Here is a 20,960-nt window from a genome sequence, read left to right as displayed (position 1 = left end):
ATATCACGAATACCGCTGGTCGATGAGGAAACGCTGCCTGGCGACATCGGCTTCGGCAAAGCCCAAGGCAACCACATGTCCGGCCAGGGGGCGGGACGATCGCGATCGCGGCGGCAACTACGGGGAGCACGGCGCTTGGCGCGTTCCCACGCGGGGGACGCGCTCGGCCGACGGCTTACCGGGCGGTTTCCGTCCAGGTGACCGGCAGTTCGTGGACGCCGTAGATATTCATGTCGGTCCTGAGTTTCACCTCCCCGGCAGGGATGGCGAGCTCGAGCGTCGGGAAGCGACGCAGCAGTCCGGCGAAACCGGCGCGCATCTCGACGCGGGCAAGCTGCTGGCCGAGACATTGGTGGACGCCGTGGCCCAGGGACAGGTGACCGCGGGCCTTGCGGTGGATGTCCAGGGTGTCGGGGTCGTCGAAGCGCTTGGGGTCGCGGTTGGCGGCCAGCAACGAGACAACCACGGTCGATCCCTTGCCGATTGTTTCACCGCCGAGTTCGATGTCGTCCGTGGCGTAGCGATAGAAGATGTCGGCAACGGACAGGTAGCGCAGGAGTTCCTCGACGGCATCGGGCAGCAGATCCGGGTCAGCGCGCAGTTCCGCCAGCTGCTCGGGATGCTCCAACAGCGCGAACGTGCCCAGGGCCAGCATGTTGGCGGTGGTCTCGTGGCCCGCGAGCAGCAGCAGGAAGGCAATGCCGGTCAGCTCCTCGATGCTGAGGTCGTCGTCGCGGGCCAGGTCGGACAGTATGTCTTCGCCGGGTTCGGCCCGCTTGCGCGTGACCAGTTCGGCGAGGTAGGTCGTCATTGCGCCGTACGCGGCCATCTTCTCGTCGAGCGGCTGGTCCTTGACCAAGAACTTGGCGGAGTTGACCTGGAAGTTCTCCCGGTCCGCGTAGGGGACACCGAGCAGTTCGCAGATCACCAGCGAGGGCACCGGCAGCGCGAACTCCTCGACCAGGTCGACCGGCGGGGTCAGTCGCGCCATCTCGTCCAGTTGCCGCTCGGCGATGTCGATGATCTGCTCTTCGAGCATTTTCATGCGCTTGACGGTGAAGGCGCCGGTGAGCTTGCGCCGCAGCCGGGTGTGGTCCGGCGGGTCCATGGCGACGAACAGGCCCGGCACCTGGGGAGATGGTTCGGTGGCGACGGGCATGCCGGGAGTCTCGTACGGCACGTGGACAACGCCGAGGTCCTGGCGGGAGCTGAACCGGGTGTCGGCCATGAGCCCGCGGACCGCGTCGTAGCCGGTGACGAGCCAGCCTTGGTGACCATCGGGGAAGATCATGGGACTGACCGGGCGCGCCTCGCGCAGCCGGGTGATTTCGCGGGGCGGGTCGAAGGGACCCGCATTGCGCTCCATGGGGAGGCCGTGCGGGATGGGAACCGTTTGACTCATGAGATTTCCTTTCGTGGCGGTTGTCGCGCCGGAGACGTGGGTCTAGTCGCCGGCGAGGATGGTGATCGCGCCGGACGGGCACACCTGGACGGCCTCTCGGACGGCCGGCTCCTGCTCAGGCGCGGGCGTGGGATCCAGCGGCACCACCCGGCCGTCCTCGGTGTCCTGGTCGAACACTCCGGGGGCGGTCAGTACGCACATGCCGGCGCCGATACAGCGCTCCCGGTCCACTCTGAGTTCCATCAGCTACCCCTCGCAGGTGACCGGAAGGGAGCGCAAGCCGTACCCGAGCGCGTCGGTGCGGAGCGGGACCGTCCGGTGCGACCAGGCGGAGTGGCGGGAACCGGATGGCGGGATCGATTGGATTTCATGGTTCCTCTTGTCTCTGGCGTGGCGAACAGCTCGCCGGGCAACTCGGGGTCGATGGGGAGCTGGATGTGCTCAGACGGCGGTGGCGTGCCGGATGATCACGTTGCCGAACGAGTTGCGCGCGTACACCCTTACGGTTTCCTCGTTGTCCTGCGGCCGGTCGACGGGCTGCATCAGGTTCCGCACGGTGCCGTGCTGGGCGTCGACTTCCAGCCGCGCCGCGCTGCCCGGGCGGATACCGACCTCCAGCTCGCCCATGGATGTCTCCAGCCGCAGCACGCCGCGCGATGCTTCGCCGATGCGGATGTTGCCTTTGGCGGTTTTCGCGGTCACCGAACCGCGCGGCCGCTCGACGGTGATGTCGCCTGCGGATATCTCCAAGTCGCACTGGCCGAGTTCGCCGGTTCCCAGCAACCGCCCCACACCGGCGGTGCCCTCGAGCCGGGAGCCGGTGGGCGCCTCGATGGTCACCACGATCGACGGGTTGCCGCCGAACGGGGTGTACGTCCGCCAGTCTCTCGGCGCTTTCACGGTCAGGGTGCCGGCGACGAAATCGACCCGGGTTTGCTCGGCGGCGCGCACGTCACCCTTTTTGGACTCATCGGCCGGCCGGACCTCCACGACGGTGTCGGTGCGATCCGAGGCGATCACCGTGACGTGACCGGACAGCACGTCGACGGTGATGGCGATCGGTTCCGGTGTCTCGAATGCGGGCATGGGCTGTACTCCTCCAGCGTCTGAATTGGTTGATGTGTGAATACAGTCGCCAGCCCGGCTGATACCGAGCTGATACCGCCCTGACACGTCCACTGACACGGTGTTCGGCCTGGTCACAGCGGACATGAGGGGACGAACAGGCAGCGGTCCGGTGCGCCGCGGCATCAACTCTTCCGAGGCGGTGATGGTCGTTCTCGGTCGCCGCCGCTGTCGGAGCGGTTGTCATCCGCGGGGGTAGGCGGCCCTTGACTGCCGATCGTCCACGGCAGAATGTCCGGGTGCAGATCGGGATGCTTGGACCGCTCGAGATCCGAGTAGATGACGGCGGATTGATCGAGGTACCGGGTACCCGGTTACGGGCACTGCTGATCGCCCTTGCGCTCGAACCCGGTCGCGCGGTCCCGAAAGCGACGCTGATCGACTGGATTTGGGGTGAGCAGCCGCCGTCCGACGCGGCGAACGCCTTGCAAGCACTGGTGTCCCGACTGCGGAGGGTGCTGCCGGACGGGTCGCTCGACGGGCAAGCGGGCGGATACCGGTTGACGGTGGAACCCCGCGCTGTCGACGCCTTGCGGTTCGAACAGCTTCTCGACCAAGCCCGCGGCGGTGACGACGCGCGACAGGCCCGGCTGCTGCGCGAAGCTCTCCAGTTGTGGCGCGGTGCGCTGATGCAGGACGTGGATGTGCGGGACAGCGCGGCTGTCGACGCGGTGGTCGCCCGGTTCGATGGGCTGCGCATCGCGGCTCTGGAGGATCGCTACGAAGCGGAGATCCGCCTCGGCCGGGGTACGGAGCTGGTCACCGAGCTGACCGAGCTGGTGGCCCGGCATCCGGTGCGGGAACGGCTCGTCGCCGCGCTGATGCGTGCGCTCGGCGCCGCAGGTCGTGGTGCCGAGGCCCTGATCGTGTACCAGCGTGCCCGGGAGGCACTCGCCGACACACTGGGCGTGGATCCCTCACCGGAACTCTCCGCACTGCACGTTGCGCTGCTGCGCGGCGAAGTGGGAGCGGAGAAGAACGACCGCAAGACCAATCTGCGGGCGGAGTTGACCAGATTCGTCGGCAAATACGCCGACGTCGCCGCCGTGCGCGAACTTCTCGCAGACCATCGGCTCACCACGCTGACGGGGTCGGGTGGCTCAGGGAAAACCCGGCTGGCTTCGGAAACCGCGCGGACCCTGCTCGACGATCTACCGGACGGGCCCTGGCTGGTGGAACTGGCGTCCGTCGGTGCCAGTGGCGATGTGGCCCAATCGGCGCTCGCCGCGCTCGGGCTCCGGGATGCGCTGCTCGGCGGCGCACCGAATGCGGAACCGATGGACCGGCTCATCGCGGCGATCCGCGAGCGCGAAACGCTGTTGATCCTGGACAACTGTGAGCATGTGATCGAGTCCGCTGCGGCGTTCGCCCACCGGGCGCTCGGGGAGTGTCCGCGGTTGCGGATTCTTGCGACGAGCAGGGAACCGCTCGGCATCACGGGTGAGGCGTTATGGCAGGTGGAGCCGCTGGCCCTCCCCTCCGAGGACGCGGACTCCGGCGAGATCGAATCCTCCCCGGCTGTTCAGCTGTTGCGGGATCGAGCCGGTGCCGTGCGCAAGGATCTCGCGGCCGATGCCCGCACACTGTCGACCATGGCGCGCGTCTGCCGGGCGCTGGACGGGATACCACTGGCGATCGAACTGGCTGCGGCCAGGCTGCGCACCATGTCCCTCGACCAGCTCGCCAACCGACTCGACGATCGCTTCCGCTTGCTCACCGGCGGCAGCCGTACCGCGCTGCCGCGGCACCGGACGTTGCGAGCGGTGGTCGACTGGAGCTGGGAGCTGCTCACCGACGCCGAGCGGATGGTCTTGCGCAGGCTCGCGGTGTTCTCCGGCGGCGCGAGCCTGGACGCGGCCGAGCAGGTCTGCGCGGGCACGGAGGGCGGGCCCATGGGGGGCGGGCCTGAAGGGCAGGGGGGCGGGAAAAGCACCGGGCAGGAGTCCGGGAAGAACGTGGCGGTCGAGCGATGGGAGGTGCTCGAGCTGCTGACCGCGTTGACCGAGAAATCGCTGCTGGTCACCGCTGAGGACAGCGGGCCGCGCTATCGGATGCTCGACACGATCAAGCAGTACGCCCTGGACCGGCTCGGGGAGGCGGGGGAATCGGATCCCGCGCGCCGGGCGCATCTCGCGTACTTCACCGGACTCACCGAAACCGCGGAGCCGCACCTGCGCCGCGCCGAGCAGTTGGAGTGGCTCGCCACGCTGGAGGTCGAGCACGACAACATCGCCGTCGCGATGCGTGGCGCGCTCGCGGCCGGCGATGCGGCCGGGGCGATGCGGCTCGCAGCGGCCGCGGGCTGGTACTGGTGGCTCAGCGGGCACAAGGCCGAGGGCATGGAGCTGGTCACCGCGGCCGCGGACGCGTCCGGCGACGTGGACGACGCGACGCGGGCCACGGTGTACGGGCTGGTCGTGCATTTCGTGAGCTCCGGACGGAATGACGAGTACCAAGTGGAGGAATGGATCCACAAGGCGTACCGATTCAGCCGGGGCATTCGTGCCGGCCATCCGGCGTTGGCGTTCGTCTCCGCGCTGGAACGCCTGTTGCAGGGGCCGGATGAGTATCTGCCCGCGTTCGAAGCGCTGCTCACCGACGACGATCCCTGGGTGCGTGCGCTGGCCCGGCTACAGCTGGGCAAGATGCGGATCATGCTCGGCCAAGGCGGACGCGATGCGGACGCGTATCTCGAGACGGCGCTCGCCGAGTTCCGGGCACTCGGCGAGCGCTGGGGGATTTCGTTCGCGCTTACGGAGCTGGCGAATCGAATCGCCACACGCGGTGAATTCGCCTCGGCATGTGAGCTTTTCGAGCAAGCGATCGCGGTGGTCACCGAGATCGGCGCGATCGAGGACGTGGTCGGGATGCGGTCGCGGCAGGCTCAATTGTACTGGCTGTCGGGCGATTCGGAGGCGGGGGCGGCTGCCATGGCCGAGGCGCAGCGGTGTGCGGATCGGGTCGCCTGGCCGAACGCGCTGGCCGAACTGGCTCTCGCGAAGGCGGACCTGGCCCGGTGGAGCGGCGACACCGAGCAGGCATACGAGCAGATCGGCGCCGCGACCACCATGCTGGGAAGCGAGGCCGAGCAGCCGCAGATCACTGCGGTGATACATAACCTGCGCGGCTACCTCGCGAATGGTATCGAGGAAGCCCGGGAACATCATGCCGCGGCCTTCCAGGCGGCATCCGTCGCGGGGCACGCGCCCCTTATCTCCCAAATTCTTGTCGGTGTAGCGGATCTGGCGGCGCGTGACGAGCAATACGAGCAGGCCGTGCGGCTGCTCGCGGCGAGTGCCGGAGTACGCGGACTGCCCGATCGTTCCCAACCGGATGCGACCCGGATCGAGCAGACAGCAAGACGTCGCCTCGGTGCCGCACGGTTCACCGAGGCGACGAAGGAGGGTGCGCAGTCGAGCTGGCGTGAACTGGCCGCGACTACGCTTCAGCCGCAAGTCCGGTAGGCAGCGCTATCTGGTGACGATCTCGGGTCGTGAACTTATCAGCGGCGGTTTGGCCGCTGATGTCGAGCTCGCTGGGGCACTGAACTCCAGCACCTCGGTCCCCGCCCTGGTCCGAGGAGTCTTCCAGGACCTGAGGTCAACGTTTTGATAGTGACCACTCGTGTCGATGCGGGTCCGGGCGGCGGTGGTTGTCCGGACATCTTCGACGGTCGCGAGAATGCAGGGGTGCTGCTGTCTCGACTCGACCGGTTCAACCAGCGCCATCCGTGGAGCCACAACGACCACTACAGCCCGTGGGTCGTCGGCCAGGTGGCAGCGTCAGGAGCGCGTGATGTCCTTGACATCGGATGCGGCACAGGCAACCTCGTCGCCCGGCTCCGCGATATCGCCACTACTGTCACCGCGCTCGAACCCGACGCCGCAACTGTTCGCGTGGCGGCGCAGCGCTTCGCCGGCGACCCTGCGGTGACCATCGTCGAAGCTGACTTCGCCGGACGCGACCACCAGCGGCGCTGGGACGCCGTCATCCTCCTCGCCGTCCTGCATCACCTGCCTTTGGTGCCGACCTTGCGCGAGCTGCGCGACTGCCTGGTCCCGGGTGGCCGACTCGTGGTCGTGGGCTGCTACCGCGGGGCGGGACTTGTCGACATGCTCGCCGATCTACCTGCGATGGTCGCCAACCCCGTGATGGGAATGATCAAACACCCGGCCCGCGTCGATACGCTGCCCCCGCACATGACGGCCCCCACCGCGGAGCCGAAGGACACCCTGGCCGACATCCGGGCCGCTGCGGCGCTGGAGCTGCCCGGCGCCCGGATCCGGCGGCGCCTGTTCTGGCGATACACCCTGGTCTACGACGCCCCCTCCGAACCAGGCGGCGATTCCGCAAACTAGAGCCGAGCACCCCGCCGCGTCCTTGGTCCGCACGACCTTGCGGGCCGCAGACCAGCCGCCCTTCGCCCGCAAGGTTCGTGCGGAACGGACAACCGCGCTTGGAGGAAGGGAAGTAGATGGACGATGGGGTTAGTAGTGCGGAGGTGGGATGGTGGTGGCCGGTTCGGGGCGACGGTAGGGGATTTCGGTCTAAATCGAGGCGGACGTCTCCGGATGGACCGGCTCGCAGCGATGAAGGTCTGCCCGTCCACTGCCGGTCGAGCAAGGAGGACACCGGCTTCCAGGCAGGTGAGTTCCAGGCGGGTGCCCGGCTGCCAGTTCAGGGCGGTGACGGTGTGCTTGTCGAGGACGCGACCTCCGTCTCCGACGGTGCAGATTCCGTAGACGACATCAGCTCGGCGGTACGAACCACGCGGTTCGTGACCTGCGGTACGTAGATGAGTTCCTGCAACGGCGACTGCGGCGGGATGACCGGCGCGATCACCGCTGATCACCTCCGCCAGCAAACTTTTCGCAGGGGGCAGAGATGTCGCGATCCGGCAGATGCGCCAGCAATCGGTACAGGTCAGAACGCGTTTCCACTGGTGGCCTCCGGTGTGCGAGTGCCCTCCAACACGCGGCTCGGGAAGGTGTCACGACTGACGGGAATCTGTGCACCTAAGCGGACCTCTTTCAAACCGTGAAGGTTTGAAAGAACCCGCTTTGGTACGCCTAACGAGAACGCTTTCAAACCTGCCGCGCCCCCTGGAACGTCTAATCGCTAAGCTCGGCGAACGCCCTGTCGGAGCGCCCCGCAAGAAGCTTGTCAACAAGGTGACATCGGCCAATTCGGAAAGACGGGCGTACAGGCCGAATCGAAGGCTATTGCCGGACGAAGTACAGAAGTTGGTGGCGCAGTATGAAGCCGGTGCGTCTATCGCTGACCTCGCCCGCGCGTTCGGAGTGCATACACAGACTGTGGGCACCCATCTTAAAAGGCAGGGCGTTGAGAAGCGGGGAGCCTTCAAGCTATCCCGCGAGCAAGCCGAGTTGGCCGTGAATCTCTACGCCGACGGCTGGTCCACGATCGAGATTGCCAGTAACTTCGATATCTCAACCAACGCTGCACGACTGACTTTGGTCCGTGCGGGCGTAACACTTCGTAGTTCGACGGAAGGACGCTGGTACACACGGCGCAAATCATCACAGCGCAAGAAGAAGTAGAGGGTCGCAATCGACTTGTCGGGTGGCGGCAGCGTAGCAAGTAGGCGACAGCGGCCTATGCGGGATTGGATGGCAATCAATACTCGGGTTTGGCCCTCGTCGTTAGGTTTAGCAGCCCAGTCTCAGGTCTTACGAAGGAGCTGCAAGGGAGCGGAACGGACTGTCCCGATCGGTTAGGAGACGGATGGCGGCTTGTCCTGTTGGCCATCCGCCGTATGGTGCTGGTTCCCCAGATGACTATTTTGACTTGCTCTTACGGGTGTGCTCAATCCTTGGCGGCGCAGCGCTCCGATCGTGTACAACGATGGTATGTCTGGCGACATCGACTACCCTGGGCTGCTCCGCGAATTGAGTTCCTCCAAGTTTTCGCAGCTACGCCCAGGTCAGCTGGCGGCTCTGGAAGAGTACTCGGCCAGCTATACCGTCACCCCTGATCTCGCCATCGAACTACCCACCGGTGCCGGGAAGAGTCTGATCGCGCTCCTTATTGGCGAAGCGTGGCGCCGAGAGGGGAAGACGGTTGCGGTACTGACGGGCAATAAGACGCTGGCTCGCCAGATGGAGGCTGAGAGCGCGTTGCTCAATGTTCCTATTGTGCGGTTCGAAGGAGCTGGCAATTCGATCCCTCTGCCGAGTAAGCGTCAGTATCGTCGGGCTCAAGCGATCGCGGTTATGAACTACTGGGTCATGATCAACCAGGGCTCGAAGATCGATAGCGCTGATCTTCTAATCATCGACGATGCGCACTTAGCTGAGAGCGCCCTCGATTCGCTCTATTCGGTGGAAATCGACCGCTACGAACATCCGATCCTATTTCAGGCACTTGTGCGTGACCTAGCTCAAGCGTTTCCAGACTACGCATCGCTGCAGGATGCCTTGACGGACGCGCCTTCTCGGACGGGTACCGAACTTCTGTCTTTTCTCGATCAGAGTGCATTCGCTGACCGATTCCGCAGTATCATGGACTCTGCTTCAGAAATGTTGACCGATGATGATCTCAGATATAGGTGGAGTCGCATACGTGATCGCTACCATGAGGTGAATATCTATTGCTCCACTCGATCGCTATGGCTGCGTCCGTACGTGTATCCGCTGCAAGATTTCGAGCGATACGCTGACGCCGAGCAGCGGATATACCTCTCTGCGACTATCGGTAATCCCGCAGATTTGGCGCGGCGATTGGGCACAAATCCAATTGTAAAATTGCCGATTGAATCAGCCATGAGCGCGCAGACCTACGGGCGCCGCCTCCTCGTGCTGAACGCCGACGACTCTGCGGATCTGCCTCATCGTCTGGAGAGAGTTATTGCAGCCGCGCTTCAAGTGCAGCCCAAGAGCGTGTGGCTGTGTGCCTCCAGAAAAGATGCCGAAACCTACCAGACGGCAGTCAAACAATGGCTGCTGAGTCAGGGTCTCCCTGACGGTCCGACCTGGCTGCTGTCCCCCCTGGGCGACGAGATCGATCAGTTCAAGTCCTCACCGGCCGGGCATCTTTTTGTGGGCGGAAGATTCGACGGCATGGACTTTTCGGCCGATCAGTGTCGTCTGGTCATCCTGGCGACACAGCCGCGTGCCATCAATCTTCAGGAGGAGTTCCTCGTGAGCTACCTCCGAGACGCAGAGTTCATGATTCAACGCCTGAACCAGAGGATCGTGCAGGCGCTCGGGCGTTGCAATCGTTCGGAGGACGACTACGGCGTCTACATCCTCGCCGACCGTCGATTCAGTACACATTTTGGTCAAGAGTCACGTCGTCGCGGCCTGTCAGCAAATATTCAGGCGGAAATCGATCTTGCAGAAGACTACACCGAGCTGGATGACGCTGAGCTCATCGAAAGAGTGACATCGTTTCTGCGCGGCGATTTCGATCAATTCGATAGCGATCTCTTAGAAGTCACAAGCGCAGTACCGCAGACTGCCGAAAACAACCAAGAGGACGACTCCAAGACGGAAGTTTCGGGGTGGTTGAAACTGTATTCGCGGCAGGACTATGTTGGCGCAGAGGTCGATTTTCGCACCCGCCAGGAATCATATTCCCACGCAGGAATCCGTGAAGTAGGAGCGTTTGCTCAATGGTGCGAAGCCAAAGCAGCCTTCCTGGAAGGTCGACGCGGAGACGTTGCAGCAGCCGCGAGATCACTGGAGACACTGCAACTTGCGATCGCCCGCGGCGGGGCTTCATCATGGTTCAATCGCCTCCGCGCCTCCCTGCTTCGACACCGTAATCAGGAGAGAGCTGTACAGCCCGTCGGCGAAGATGACTTCCGGGCGGTGGTGGTACAAAGCTTCGACGATCACCTTGAGCGTATGGGTACTGCCAAGCGATTCGAGAAGTGGCGGAGGCGTGTAACCGAAGGATTAGCTTCGGTTCATCACGACCAATTTGCCGAAGCCTTGGAGTTTGTTGGAACTCTGCTGGGATTCGTGGCGACACGACCGAGATACGGTGCCGCGACTGATTGCCGGTGGCGAGGCATATTCGGGAACACCCATGAGGTAGTGACGTGGGAAGCGAAGATCGAGCACCTGGCCGACAGCATGATCGACGCTCACGCCGTGGGGCAGGCTCACAATCAGGCCTCGCGGGCTACGACAGAACTGGGTACGCAGGGATACACGATCCGCGGTCTGATCGTTACCCACCTCCAGCAACTTGAGCCGGCAGCAGCATCCAGCATCGGCACTATAAAGGTGATACGGAAGGAAGCGGTCGTCGAACTGTGGAACCGCGTCAACAGTCTCCTTGGACGCTACGCCGGCAAATGGAAAGTGAACAGCTCAGAGGCGCGCCTCGACGCGGCGGACAGTATTGCCTCGCAGCTGCCACCCACAGGGTGGCTAACTCGCGCCATTGACACCACCGGCACATTTGTGGATGCAGAAATACTTTTGCAAGAATGGCCACATCCGGGCATGAAGTAGCGGTACCAACCGTGCTGTTCGGCGGCGACAGCTTGATCCACCAGACGTCGGGCCGCTTGACCGAGCAGCACATCCCGCACGCCTGGCGGGTCTCGCGAGCCAATCGCACGGCTGTGACCCGTGATCCGGTGAGTGGGTATGTGACCAAGGTGGAAAGCTACCGGCACGCTGAGCTGATCGCCGTCCGCTCGCTGGTGCTGCTGCCCGCAGGCGTCACCGTCTAGGAGTCGTGCGGTGTTACTGCATGTCGCACGAAGGAGCTCCTCGATCACCGTCTACGCTTGCCTGTTCCGGCAGTCCGACGAACGTGAAGGGGCAAAGTACGTGGCAAGGAAGGTCACCGTCGAGCTGGTCGACGACTACGACGGCAAGTCCAAGGCCGAGGAGACCGTCGTTTTTGGACTCGACGGCACGACCTACGAGATCGACCTGTCCGTCCTGAACGCCAGCGCGCTCCGCGGGTTCTTCGAGCAGTGGACGCCACGCGCCCGCAAGGTGGGGCGAATCCCTAAGGGCAAGAGCGTGGCCCGGTCGGCGGCAAGCCGCGAGCAGACGCAGGCGATCCGTGAGTGGGCCCGCCAGAACGGCTACGAGGTCTCCAGCCGCGGACGGATTCAGGCGGACATCGTCGAGGCGTACAAGAAGGCGAACGAGTAGTCGTTCGTGCGGCCACTGCCGCTTGACCGCGTTGACCCTTCGAATACCAGCACCGGACGAACGCAGCAGCTTCCGACGCCGCAGTAGCCCATGCTCCGACAGGTAGACAGCCTGAGCACGCCGCACAAGGCCCTGCCGATAGCAATGGCTGCGGTGCCGCTGGCGCATTGGCGTCGCGGGGTGTCACGTCCGCGACGCTGCTGAATCAGCTAGGGAGGCGCGAGCGCTCCGCGGCGGTGCGCTCCTTCTTGCTCGTGTCCGCCGGCTCGGCAGCTGGGGAAAACACCGCCGTGCTCGCATGCTTCCTATACATTCGAGCCGGGCAGGATGGATCGCGGTACGACGGGAGGGCATGGTGGCAGATCAGGCTGACGCGGAGACAGCGTTTCGAATCTGGATAAACGCCGCGAGGGGACGACGCCTCCAGCACAAAGGCGCTGTGATCAAAAATGGCCCGAAGGTTATAAAAACTGTCGAACTCAGTCATTATGGCAGTCCGGATGACGGCGAGGTTAGGAAGCGGGAGCTGCGCTTTCGCGCTAACGATACCTCCGCAAATCAAGCGATCGACGTCGATTATGACACAAGTGACAAGAACACTTGGTTCTGCGAAAATGACGAGATCGAAAAGCTCCTAGCGTTCCTCCATAGCGACGTTGCCCGAACAGGGCGGTACCAGGTGGTGGATGTCGATTCCCCCGGTGCGGCGCTACTGGGGCTTCTGAAGACAACCGATGTTGATCCGCAACACCTCGTCGACGCGCTCATGCAGCACTCAGATCTCGAAAAGATCGTCCATCTTCTCACATCGAGCGAGCGAGGCATGACAGCGGCTCAGTCGGCCATCCTTGAGGATCGCCGAAAGTTGGTCGCGCGGTTGCGGGAGCTCGTCGATAATCCTCGCAGCACAGAAACAGACGTGCAAAGGCTCATCGGCAGCGCCTACTGGATATTCGGCGGTCGCTATGTGGGCGTAGCATCGCGGCGAGCGCTCACGATGCTTGATGAGACCGATATCCCCCTTCTCGGCGCCGACGGTACGTTGCATATCGTGGAACTCAAAGGGCCGAGTATCAAGGGGCTCATCAAGTCTTATCGCAATCACTGGATTGTCGGTTCGCCCGTCCACGAAGCCACCGCTCAAGCGATGAGCTATCTGCGCAGCATGGATGAGCAAGGGGTTGTAATGTCGGGCACGTTCAGAACCGAGCTTGGCCAGCACTATGACATGAGCCGAGTGTTTGCGACCGTGGTTATCGGTCATTCTGATCATTACAGGCCATCGGAAGCCGAACGGGAAGTCGTCGCACGCACGCTACGCCAGTACACGGCGGGACTCAGTCGCATCGAGGTTATTACTTACGATCAGCTCGTGGGGAGCGCTGAGCGATCGGTGAACTTTGACCGCGAAGCTACACACACTCGGGCATCAGCTCACGACATCAATCTGTGAATCGCGTCTCGACCGTATGCCGCCACGGGTCGAGACGCGCACAAATAGCCTTCGTTAAGAAACCTACATTTCCGGCTTGGCCTTTGCGATAAGCTCTTCCCATGTCTTAGCTTGTTTGATTATCGATTCGGTAGCGAAGACGTAACGCCAGATGCCAAAGCGTCCGTCGTCGCGGACCTGGCGCGCCCATTCCTCTGCAGCTTTCTTTTTATCCAGCACCTCTATATCGCGGGCCGAGATATCGGATTTACCCTCGATCACCCAGTACACATCCTCTTTGTCGAGGACGATGAAGTCCGGGTAGTACTTCTTGGTGTTGTCGCGCTCGATCCAAACCTCTCCAGGTTCGTAGATCCGAAGCCACCACTTGACATGCGGCGAGCTGTCGAACATCTGCGCCAGAGTGAACTCCGTGCTCTTGGCGTCGAAGTTGGCGAAGGGCTGGATTGATCGGCTCCAGTCGCCATACCACTTGTTCTTGTTGAACTTGTCTTCCCAGCGGCTGGCGGTCTCACTCGGCATCGGCCGGCGGATCGGTACTTCAACCCGCTTGTAGTTCCACTTTGGCTGCAAGCGACGGTTGCTATACGCATCCCTGATCAGCTGCGCGATTTCCTTGACCGCCTGCTGGGTGCGTCGCGTGCTCCAGAGCGCTTCGTCGTTGTCGTCGGTGACACCTGCGCCAAGCAAGAACTGTTTCGCAACCCGCGCTGCGGCATTCAGCTCTTGCATTTCGGCAGGCACAAGCCTCAGCTTCCAGACACCGTCCTCAAGCTCTTGGCGGACATCGGCGACCGAGACGTACCGCTGGGTCGCATCTTCGTCTTCCAACTGCTGAGTCTGTACCGTGGCCTGGCCGTGCATATCCCGCTCAGCAACCAGCGCTTGTCGCTTGAGGTGGACCGGGAACTCGTGCTTGAACGCGGCGCCGATGGCTTGCGCTGCGGAGTTCTCGATGTAGCTGAGCGAGAACGTCACCGGTGCGTACTCGCGTTCCCGGCGGGGAAACACGATGGACGGCGCGTCTTTCACCTTGTACAGCACCTGGCTGGCTGCCGCCTGATCCTTTCCGAGCTGTTCTTTCGCCGCTTCGAAGGATGACAGGATCAAGAATTCGGTACCGTCGACCAAGTCCCCATCTTGGATACGTGCCGGGCCGACAAGGTGCAACTCGCCGTTTTCGGCGATCTCGGAATGACTAGGCTGCGACTCACCGAACGGCAACGGCATCGGCTGCCCATCAGGTGAAGGAGGAGTAGGCGGCAACTCGGGCGCCGAGGGGACCAACTGCTGAAGCAGCGCATTCTTGTTGGCGAGCAGCTTCCTATAGGAATCGTGCGCCACGAGATCAACGTGGTCGATAGCCGCTACGCCGACACGGGAACCGAACGGCAGGCGCAGGCCGCGGCCGAGTACCTGCTCCGTCAGCGTGCTCGACGCCAGTGCCCGGTAGCCGACGATGACGCCAATGTTCTTGACGTCCCAGCCTTCTTTCAGCATGTTGACGCTGACGACCGCGCGGACCGGCGAATCCGGTGACTCCACTGCCGCCAGTTCGGCCAGTGCCTTGTCGCTGGATTGACTGGTGATCAGCAGCACCTGCCCCTCGCCGGGCAGATACCCGTCCCGGGCCAAGATGTTGGCAACGTGCTCAGCGTCCTTAATGTCCTGACAAACCACGAACAACACGGGACTGATCTGCGGTTTTCCCTTTTGGTCTGCCCAAACGTGCCACACCTCTTCCTTACGAGCACGCAGGTGGCAGGCATCGGACAGCTGGGTCTCGATGTCTTTCTGGCCGTCCTCGCGGTACACGATGACCGGTGTCTTCACCAGGCCGTCGGCGATCGCGTCCGCCAGACTGTACTGGAAAACGACCTTGTCGAGGTCGGACTCATCAGGTGTTGCCGTCAGGCCGACGATGGCTCGCGGATTCAGCTCTCGGACCGCAGCCCCAAACGCCTTCGCCTTCTCGCGATAGACATGATGCTCGTCCGCGATGACCACCAGATCGCCAACGCTCTGCAGGTGGTCGTAGAGCCCCTGCCCGATGAACTCGTCCGTTTCCCGCGTCTTCCGCGACGTCTTGATGGTCGGCTTCGTCAGCTGCTGGACGTTGAAAATGAAGACCTTGACGACCGCATCATCGTGCAGTGCGTCGCCAACCTGACCGCGGGAAAAGTTGTCTGCCGTAATAAGTGTGGGTTCATATTCCGCACCAGCGACAAACTTGGGGTGTCCAGGGGTGAAGTTATCAATCGTCTTGCTCTGGATAGTGCTGCCGGGCGTCACGATGAGGATATTGCGCACGCCCTGCGCTGCGAGGTAGTCCACGAGCGCGGCGGCCAGGTAGGTTTTGCCAACGCCAGTGGCGAGGTCGCAGACAACTTCGCGGCCGTCGCCAGCCTGGATTGCCTTCGCTACCTCGGCCAGACCCCTAGCGTTGGGTTTGCGGAGATCCATGCGCGCCTGAATCTCTTCGACCAGGGCATCGTCAAAAGGCAACCACGTCATCGAACAACCCTCCCCTGTCGAACAAGGTCCTGCGGCGCCTTCAGTAGCCGAGACCCGCGGCTTAGGTCTTTCAAAGTCTCTGCCGCGCCGGGCGCAGTAGCCTTGGCGACGACTATCACGCGCTCATCCTCAGCAAGGTGGGAGACAATCGCGCGTACGACAACATCGTCTGCCACCCCATCGAGGACGGCGAGACGGGCACGACCTTTCCGCCCGTGGAAGGGCTTATCGATCTCGAATGTGAACCCGAGCTGAGCGGCAACAGCTTGGGCAAACTCGTCCCCTTTCGCCCAGTCGGCCAAAAGCATCCGCTCACGTACACGCTCGTAGAGGGATGGACCGACAGTCAGACAGCGGAACTCTCCGCCTCCCGACCAGCTAAGGGCATCCGTAACCCCGCCGGCATCGTCGCCCAATACGAGTTTTTCAAGCCGCGGTTGTGTAAAAGTCTCGATCGTTGACGGTGACATCTCGACGCCAACCCATTTTCTCCCCATCTTGTGGGCAACCGCTAGGGTTGTACCTGACCCTGCAAAACAGTCAAGCACGATGTCGCCTGGGTCTGATCCGATAGTGAGAATGCGATGCAAAAGTTTCTCGGGCTTGGGTGTAGAAAAAATTGCGCTTCGGCCGAAGAGTCTGGTTATCTCCGCTTTGGCTTGACGGTTGTCGCCCACCTCGTCGTGTGTCCAGAAAGTATTCGGAACCAACCCACCCAGCTCAGACTCGAATCGCTTGCGAAACGGGAACGTTCGGCCGGTCTTACCCCACCAGAGTCGATTATCCGCGCGCAACTGCTCGAACGTGTCTTTGGAGACGGACCACCATCGGTTCCCCCGAGGGCTGAAAGCATCACCATGTGGCCCAATTACCTCATACCGACCATCCTCGTAGGAATGAGATGCGGTGAGATCTGACCGCCGCCAGCGGCCCCGTGGATCATTGTCCGGGTTCCAGAAGTCAGAATCGCTCAACTCAGTTCGTTCCACTCTGCCGAGCCGGAGTAGATCCCGATCCTTCGCATAAACGAGGATGTAGTCGTGTACCGTCGAGAAGTGTTGCGCCGAGTTATTTCGTGCATGGATCTTCTGCCAAATCACGTTAGCGATGAAATTTCCGCGCCCGAAGATCTCATCCATGAGGACTCGGCAGTAGGCCATTTCGGCGTCATCGAGGTGCACCCATACGGATCCGTCGGCGGACAGAAGTTCTCTAATCAGCAATAACCGCTCACGCATCATGCCGAGCCAAACCGAGTGCTCCAGCGCATCCTCGTAATGCTCGAACGCTTGGCCGGTGTTGAAGGGAGGATCGATGTAGACGAGCTTGACCTTGCCCCGGTAGCGCCTTGCGTACTCCGGAGTCCGTACAAGCGCATGGAGGGCGTCGTAGCTGTCACCCTGGATGAGCAGATTGTCATCGCCGGTAGGTCCTCCGCAGCTACCTGCACTGTGGAGTAGACGCACCTCCGTGACTCGGGGATCGTCACGATCGACCCAGGTGTAGCCGCCATTCTCGTCCGGCACGAGAGCTTGGTCCTTGTTGACCCAAGACAGCGTCAGCCGACCGGCCATGATCTCCCCTTCGCTCGTCGTGTCTTCGCGGGCAACAGTAGCCGGTGACAACGACACCATTGGCACACGGATAGCGACTCCTGGGTCGACTTGGCATAGCGGCGTTGTGCTCAACGTCACCCAGACTCGCTACCGGCAACGTAGACTCCACGCGTCGACCAACGTAGCGGTCCAGGGGGTGATGAGCATGCGGCGCGACGGACGTATCGGAGACAGCAACGGGGCCGTGGCTGTCTTCATGGATTTTGAGAACCTCGTCCTCGGTGCTGGCGGCAATGGCGCAGGGGCCAAAGCGATTCCGTCATCTGCGCTGCGGTGGCTCTGTCGGGGGTTCGGCAACGCGTCGGTGCGCCGAGCGTATGCCGACTGGCGTGATGAGCGGTTCGGCCAGTACGAGCGTGCGCTTGCCGAGAATGGCATTGACCTGGTGCAGCTCGGCCGTTTCGCACCGGGTACACACAAGAACGCCGCCGACATCCGGCTGGCGGTCGATGCGATGGAGACCCTGATCGTCCACGCTGACATCGGCGTCTTCGTCCTGGTGACGGGGGACAGCGACTTCACTCCGCTGGTGCAGAAACTGCGCGAGTTCGGCAAGCACGTCATCGGCATCGGCACCAACGAGGCCACCACCAGTGCCCGGCTGGTGTCGGTGTGTAGCGAGTACAAGTTCTGGGAGACGGTACTGCGTCAGGCCGAGCCGAGCGCGTCCTCTGCCGGCGTAGTGAAACCGGCTGGCTCGGCGAAAGATGTGAGCAGCGCCAGACAGCTGCTCGCCGAGGCTGTCTCTCAGATCATGACCGATACCCCAACAGCCAGCGCGATCAAGAGCAAGATGCTGGCGCTTGATCCGACATTCGACGAGAACCGCTACGGGTATTCGAACTTCCGAGAGTTCCTGGCCAAGGTTGGTGGGGCAAAGATTGTCGGTAGGTCGGGCGGGGATATCACCGTTTCGGTGCCCGCGAGTTAGGACCGCAAACTTCCGCCTCAGTGCCCCGTCCGGAGTCGCGGGACAGGTCATCTGGCCAGCCAAGGGCGGAGCGATTCAGTCGGCCACGGCTTCCGGTACCGGCAACCCACTCACTAACTCCCCAGCGTCGATCTCTAGCCCCGCGGCGATCTTCAAGATGTTGTGGAGCGTGAGATTGCGCTGTCCGCGCTCCACCTGACCGAGGTAGGTCCAGTGCAAGCCACACGCCTCCGCTGCTTTCTCCTGACTGAGGCCAAGCTCGCTCCGGCGCGCGAGTACTCGCTCGCCGAAAATCTGGGCGGCGGCGGACAGCGGCGGCTTGGCGGCAGGTGGCATGGTGACCCAAGCCCATACGTCCCATGACTTGAAATCCAGAGACTTTGTATCCCAAGACCTTGTATCCCAATACTATGAGTCCTAGAATCGACGCGCCCGTGCGATTAGCACCGGGTTTCAATTCGCCCCTGCTTTGCAGGTGAAATGCCTGCCACGTGGGGTTTCGGCAAGACGGGAGGTGGCACCATGGGAGGCGGAAACGGCTTCTTCGGTGGCGGCAACGGCTGACGACCGACAGCTTGACTGCAGGGTGGGGCACTCGTAGTGGACGCCCCACCCTGCTTTTGGTCTAGGCCAAATTCCGCCAGCTTGGTACAATAGATGCATCAAACTCTATGAATGATGCGCTGAACCGACTCCTCCGAACCAAAAAACTCCTCGCTGTCGTGGTGTTGTTCGTGACGGGCGTCGGGCTCATGGCGGTCGGTAAGTCCCTCCCGGCAGTGCGAGAACTGGGATGGCTGGCCTGGGTACCGTGGGGCGAGTTGGGCGCGCTCCTCGTTGGCGCCGGCCTGCTCGGCGTCTGGCTTGACGGCTACTTCGAGCGCGAGAAGCAGGAGGCAGACGAAACACGCCTCCGGCGGCTGCTGGTCGAGCAGGCACCCGCCATGAAAGAAGCCGTCATCAAGGGATTCGCCTTTGCTGACGATGACCTGCGGCGGGTGGCCACTCCTGAGCTCCTGGACGAGATCATCGCCAACAGCTTGGCAATGCGGCTTAAGGACAGGGAGTTGGCCCGCGAGCTCTACACGGACATTCGCGACCAGGCCGTGCAGTCCATCGAACGATGGCATGACGTCAAGCTTTCGGTTCGGATCACGACCCCGACATCGAATACCGCCCATGCAGTCTCCACTGACCCCTCCGGGCTTGTCATCACAGTGCGGCAGGAATACACCACCGTGCCGTCAGGCACTCTGCGCCGGTTCGTATCGGTATCCGATGCCGACGAGTACCGCGCCCTGACCCACGATCCCGCCTCAACTTTCGCCTGGTACTACAACCCGACCAGCGGCATCGACGCTGGTGCCAAGGAAGCTTTCGAACTGGTCCAGTTCACCGTTGATGGCGAGGAACGTGCCATCCGGCGGAGCGCTCGGAAGGGAGCGCAAACCTACACCGTCGATCTCGGACTACCGGATAGTGATCGGACCCGACCACGGACCCTCGCCTTCACCTACCGCCTACAACCCGCGCCGCAGAGCCGGTGGCTGCAGTTCACGGTTGATCAGCCCAGCCGCGGGATCAACATCGACCTCGACTACAGCGACACGGACATTGCCTACGTCAACCTGATCGACTTCATTGCCAGCAGCCACAAGACCGTCGTCACCAAAAGCCCGGACACGGTGCCGGGCAGGACGATCGGTCTACAGTTCGATGGCTGGATCATGCCCCGAAGTGGCGTCGCCTTCGTCTGGGTTAAGAACGACGAGGTTCACCGAGCAGGAGCCGGTCAGGATCGGGCAGCTGCATAGGCCCCTGCGCCGCGGGACAGTGTTCTTCTTGCAGCGAAGCATCGACGACATCGGGCTGCTACCACCATCTGCGATGCCGCCTCATGACATAGATGACGGGCATTTCCGAGGGATTGAGCGGCCGGTCAACAACCGGACGGATCTTCTCTGGCGTGATGCGCTCTCGTTCGTGTTCCTCTTCCAACTCCCCGCCCAGGAAAGCGTTGCTTTCCTTGACTATGCCGTTGTCCGGGCCGCCGGGATATCAAAGCCGCTCGAATTCAGCTTCTGCGGGATAAAACAAGACAGTTCATCGATAGTGACGCATTATGGACATTCGCTATTGATGCCTAACAGCGGTGATTATATAATCAAATCAGTAAACGGAGATCAAATGTATGCCACTAGCATCATCGAACTACAACGCAACACCAATCGAGGTGAAGACCGTCCCAGAGTTGGGCCAATACCTCGGCGGAAAAGATCTTGATCAACGCCGCATCACCAACGAGGATTTCGTGTCAGACATAAACACACGCGCTCTGTGGGCGGCGGATACGCTGCTGCACTACGCCAAGCGTGTCGGCGATAACCAAGAAATCGAAACTGCTCTGGTCGACCTGTTCGCCGACCTGCAGCATCTCACGACCGCCCTTGGCAAAGATTCTCAAGCTATCCTGGCCAAAGCAACCAGACACGTCGAAGCTGAAGCAGCGGGCGAGCGGTAGATACGTATTGCTCCGAGTTCGCAGGCATGAGTAGGTGCCGCAGGTGTTTATAGCGTGCCGGTTGAGTACCTGGCCGGGCAGCGCGCCACTAACGTGATCCGCCGTTCGTTACGCGATAGCTAAAAGTTTTGCTACTCGGGCCTTTTCGGCGTGACTTTTCTGTCGGCAGGTGGAGCTACGCTGTACAAACAGGAAGGATTATGGCCTGGGCGGCTTTTCACGCCTCTCGGATACTGAGCAATGAGACGGGCTGTACCG

The 20,960-nt window shown here is 62.3% G+C and carries 16 protein-coding genes; 10 read left to right on the top strand and 6 right to left on the bottom strand.

Annotated elements, in window-relative coordinates; all coding sequences use genetic code 11:
- Positions 1 to 175 precede the first annotated feature (175 nt).
- From IU459_RS16360 to IU459_RS16350, 3 genes are all read right to left on the bottom strand, one after another.
- Positions 176 to 1,402, bottom strand: coding sequence for a cytochrome P450 (locus IU459_RS16360; RefSeq protein ID WP_195130396.1), 1,227 nt, complete (start codon positions 1,400 to 1,402; stop codon positions 176 to 178).
- A 42-nt stretch (positions 1,403 to 1,444) separates the two neighbouring features.
- The gene (locus tag IU459_RS16355) at positions 1,445 to 1,645 is read right to left on the bottom strand and encodes a ferredoxin (RefSeq protein WP_195130395.1); all 201 of its coding nucleotides are present in this window, start codon (positions 1,643 to 1,645) and stop codon (positions 1,445 to 1,447) included.
- A 198-nt stretch (positions 1,646 to 1,843) separates the two neighbouring features.
- The gene (locus tag IU459_RS16350) at positions 1,844 to 2,488 is read right to left on the bottom strand and encodes a hypothetical protein (RefSeq protein ID WP_195130394.1); all 645 of its coding nucleotides are present in this window, start codon (positions 2,486 to 2,488) and stop codon (positions 1,844 to 1,846) included.
- A gap of 278 nt (positions 2,489 to 2,766) precedes the next feature.
- Between IU459_RS16350 and IU459_RS16345 the strand changes: the two genes are divergently transcribed.
- The 7 genes from IU459_RS16345 (at position 2,767) to IU459_RS16315 (ending at position 13,120) form a co-directional block, all read left to right on the top strand.
- Positions 2,767 to 5,991, top strand: coding sequence for a BTAD domain-containing putative transcriptional regulator (locus tag IU459_RS16345; protein WP_195130393.1), 3,225 nt, complete (start codon positions 2,767 to 2,769; stop codon positions 5,989 to 5,991).
- Between the two features lie 150 nt (positions 5,992 to 6,141).
- Entirely contained in the window at positions 6,142 to 6,885 is a 744-nt protein-coding gene (locus IU459_RS16340; RefSeq protein WP_324198895.1) for a class I SAM-dependent methyltransferase, read from the top strand.
- Between the two features lie 687 nt (positions 6,886 to 7,572).
- Entirely contained in the window at positions 7,573 to 8,088 is a 516-nt protein-coding gene (locus IU459_RS16335; RefSeq protein WP_195130392.1) for a helix-turn-helix domain-containing protein, read from the top strand.
- Between the two features lie 309 nt (positions 8,089 to 8,397).
- Positions 8,398 to 11,010 carry a helicase C-terminal domain-containing protein gene (locus IU459_RS16330; protein WP_195130391.1) on the top strand — a complete coding sequence of 871 codons (2,613 nt, stop codon included), beginning with the start codon at positions 8,398 to 8,400 and terminating at the stop codon, positions 11,008 to 11,010.
- Positions 10,986 to 11,234, top strand: coding sequence for a hypothetical protein (locus IU459_RS16325; RefSeq protein WP_195130390.1), 249 nt, complete (start codon positions 10,986 to 10,988; stop codon positions 11,232 to 11,234). Before IU459_RS16330 ends, IU459_RS16325 begins: the two co-directional genes overlap by 25 nt.
- Positions 11,235 to 11,244: 10 nt before the next feature.
- Positions 11,245 to 11,667, top strand: a complete 423-nt coding sequence (locus tag IU459_RS16320) for a histone-like nucleoid-structuring protein Lsr2 (RefSeq protein WP_324198894.1) — start codon at positions 11,245 to 11,247, stop codon at positions 11,665 to 11,667.
- Between the two features lie 352 nt (positions 11,668 to 12,019).
- Entirely contained in the window at positions 12,020 to 13,120 is a 1,101-nt protein-coding gene (locus tag IU459_RS16315; protein WP_195130389.1) for a Shedu anti-phage system protein SduA domain-containing protein, read from the top strand.
- A 63-nt stretch (positions 13,121 to 13,183) separates the two neighbouring features.
- On the opposite strand, the gene IU459_RS16310 is transcribed toward IU459_RS16315, so the two are convergent.
- Positions 13,184 to 15,634 carry a DEAD/DEAH box helicase gene (locus tag IU459_RS16310; protein ID WP_195130388.1) on the bottom strand — a complete coding sequence of 817 codons (2,451 nt, stop codon included), beginning with the start codon at positions 15,632 to 15,634 and terminating at the stop codon, positions 13,184 to 13,186.
- Positions 15,631 to 17,268, bottom strand: coding sequence for a site-specific DNA-methyltransferase (locus IU459_RS16305; RefSeq protein WP_195130387.1), 1,638 nt, complete (start codon positions 17,266 to 17,268; stop codon positions 15,631 to 15,633). The genes IU459_RS16310 and IU459_RS16305 overlap by 4 nt, the downstream gene beginning before the upstream one ends.
- A 127-nt stretch (positions 17,269 to 17,395) precedes the next feature.
- Between IU459_RS16305 and IU459_RS16300 the strand changes: the two genes are divergently transcribed.
- Positions 17,396 to 18,181, top strand: coding sequence for an NYN domain-containing protein (locus IU459_RS16300; protein ID WP_228838007.1), 786 nt, complete (start codon positions 17,396 to 17,398; stop codon positions 18,179 to 18,181).
- A 75-nt stretch (positions 18,182 to 18,256) separates the two neighbouring features.
- Here the strand turns inward: IU459_RS16300 and IU459_RS16295 are convergent, their stop codons facing one another.
- Positions 18,257 to 18,517: a helix-turn-helix domain-containing protein gene (locus IU459_RS16295; protein ID WP_195130386.1), complete on the bottom strand. Its 261-nt coding sequence runs from the start codon at positions 18,515 to 18,517 to the stop codon at positions 18,257 to 18,259.
- 335 nt (positions 18,518 to 18,852) lie between these two features.
- Here IU459_RS16295 and IU459_RS16290 point away from each other — a divergent pair, with 335 nt between their 5' ends.
- Both IU459_RS16290 and IU459_RS16285 read left to right on the top strand, forming a co-directional pair.
- On the top strand, positions 18,853 to 19,995 hold the full coding sequence (locus IU459_RS16290) for a hypothetical protein (RefSeq protein ID WP_195130385.1): 1,143 nt from the start codon (positions 18,853 to 18,855) through the stop codon (positions 19,993 to 19,995).
- 377 nt (positions 19,996 to 20,372) lie between these two features.
- The gene (locus IU459_RS16285; RefSeq protein ID WP_195130384.1) at positions 20,373 to 20,702 is read left to right on the top strand and encodes a hypothetical protein; all 330 of its coding nucleotides are present in this window, start codon (positions 20,373 to 20,375) and stop codon (positions 20,700 to 20,702) included.
- Positions 20,703 to 20,960 lie beyond the last annotated feature (258 nt).

Origin of the sequence: Nocardia amamiensis (assembly GCF_015477605.1) — a bacterium.
In the GTDB taxonomy this organism is placed as follows: Bacteria; Actinomycetota; Actinomycetes; order Mycobacteriales; family Mycobacteriaceae; genus Nocardia; species Nocardia amamiensis_A.
Note: the sequence above shows the minus strand (reverse complement) of the source record. Positions and strands in the feature narration are given on the sequence as shown.

Bases quoted from the DNA above. Each gene is read 5' to 3' on its own strand.
- IU459_RS16315 (WP_195130389.1), top strand. From the start codon at position 12,020: ATGGTGGCAGATCAGGCTGACGCGGAGACAGCGTTTCGAATCTGGATA.
- IU459_RS16295 (WP_195130386.1), bottom strand. From the start codon at position 18,517: ATGCCACCTGCCGCCAAGCCGCCGCTGTCCGCCGCCGCCCAGATTTTC.
- IU459_RS16355 (WP_195130395.1), bottom strand. From the start codon at position 1,645: ATGGAACTCAGAGTGGACCGGGAGCGCTGTATCGGCGCCGGCATGTGC.
- IU459_RS16360 (WP_195130396.1), bottom strand. From the start codon at position 1,402: ATGAGTCAAACGGTTCCCATCCCGCACGGCCTCCCCATGGAGCGCAAT.
- IU459_RS16300 (WP_228838007.1), top strand. From the start codon at position 17,396: ATGCGGCGCGACGGACGTATCGGAGACAGCAACGGGGCCGTGGCTGTC.
- IU459_RS16330 (WP_195130391.1), top strand. From the start codon at position 8,398: ATGTCTGGCGACATCGACTACCCTGGGCTGCTCCGCGAATTGAGTTCC.
- IU459_RS16350 (WP_195130394.1), bottom strand. From the start codon at position 2,488: ATGCCCGCATTCGAGACACCGGAACCGATCGCCATCACCGTCGACGTG.
- IU459_RS16285 (WP_195130384.1), top strand. From the start codon at position 20,373: ATGCCACTAGCATCATCGAACTACAACGCAACACCAATCGAGGTGAAG.
- IU459_RS16325 (WP_195130390.1), top strand. From the start codon at position 10,986: ATGGCCACATCCGGGCATGAAGTAGCGGTACCAACCGTGCTGTTCGGC.
- IU459_RS16290 (WP_195130385.1), top strand. From the start codon at position 18,853: ATGAATGATGCGCTGAACCGACTCCTCCGAACCAAAAAACTCCTCGCT.
- IU459_RS16310 (WP_195130388.1), bottom strand. From the start codon at position 15,634: ATGACGTGGTTGCCTTTTGACGATGCCCTGGTCGAAGAGATTCAGGCG.
- IU459_RS16305 (WP_195130387.1), bottom strand. From the start codon at position 17,268: ATGGTGTCGTTGTCACCGGCTACTGTTGCCCGCGAAGACACGACGAGC.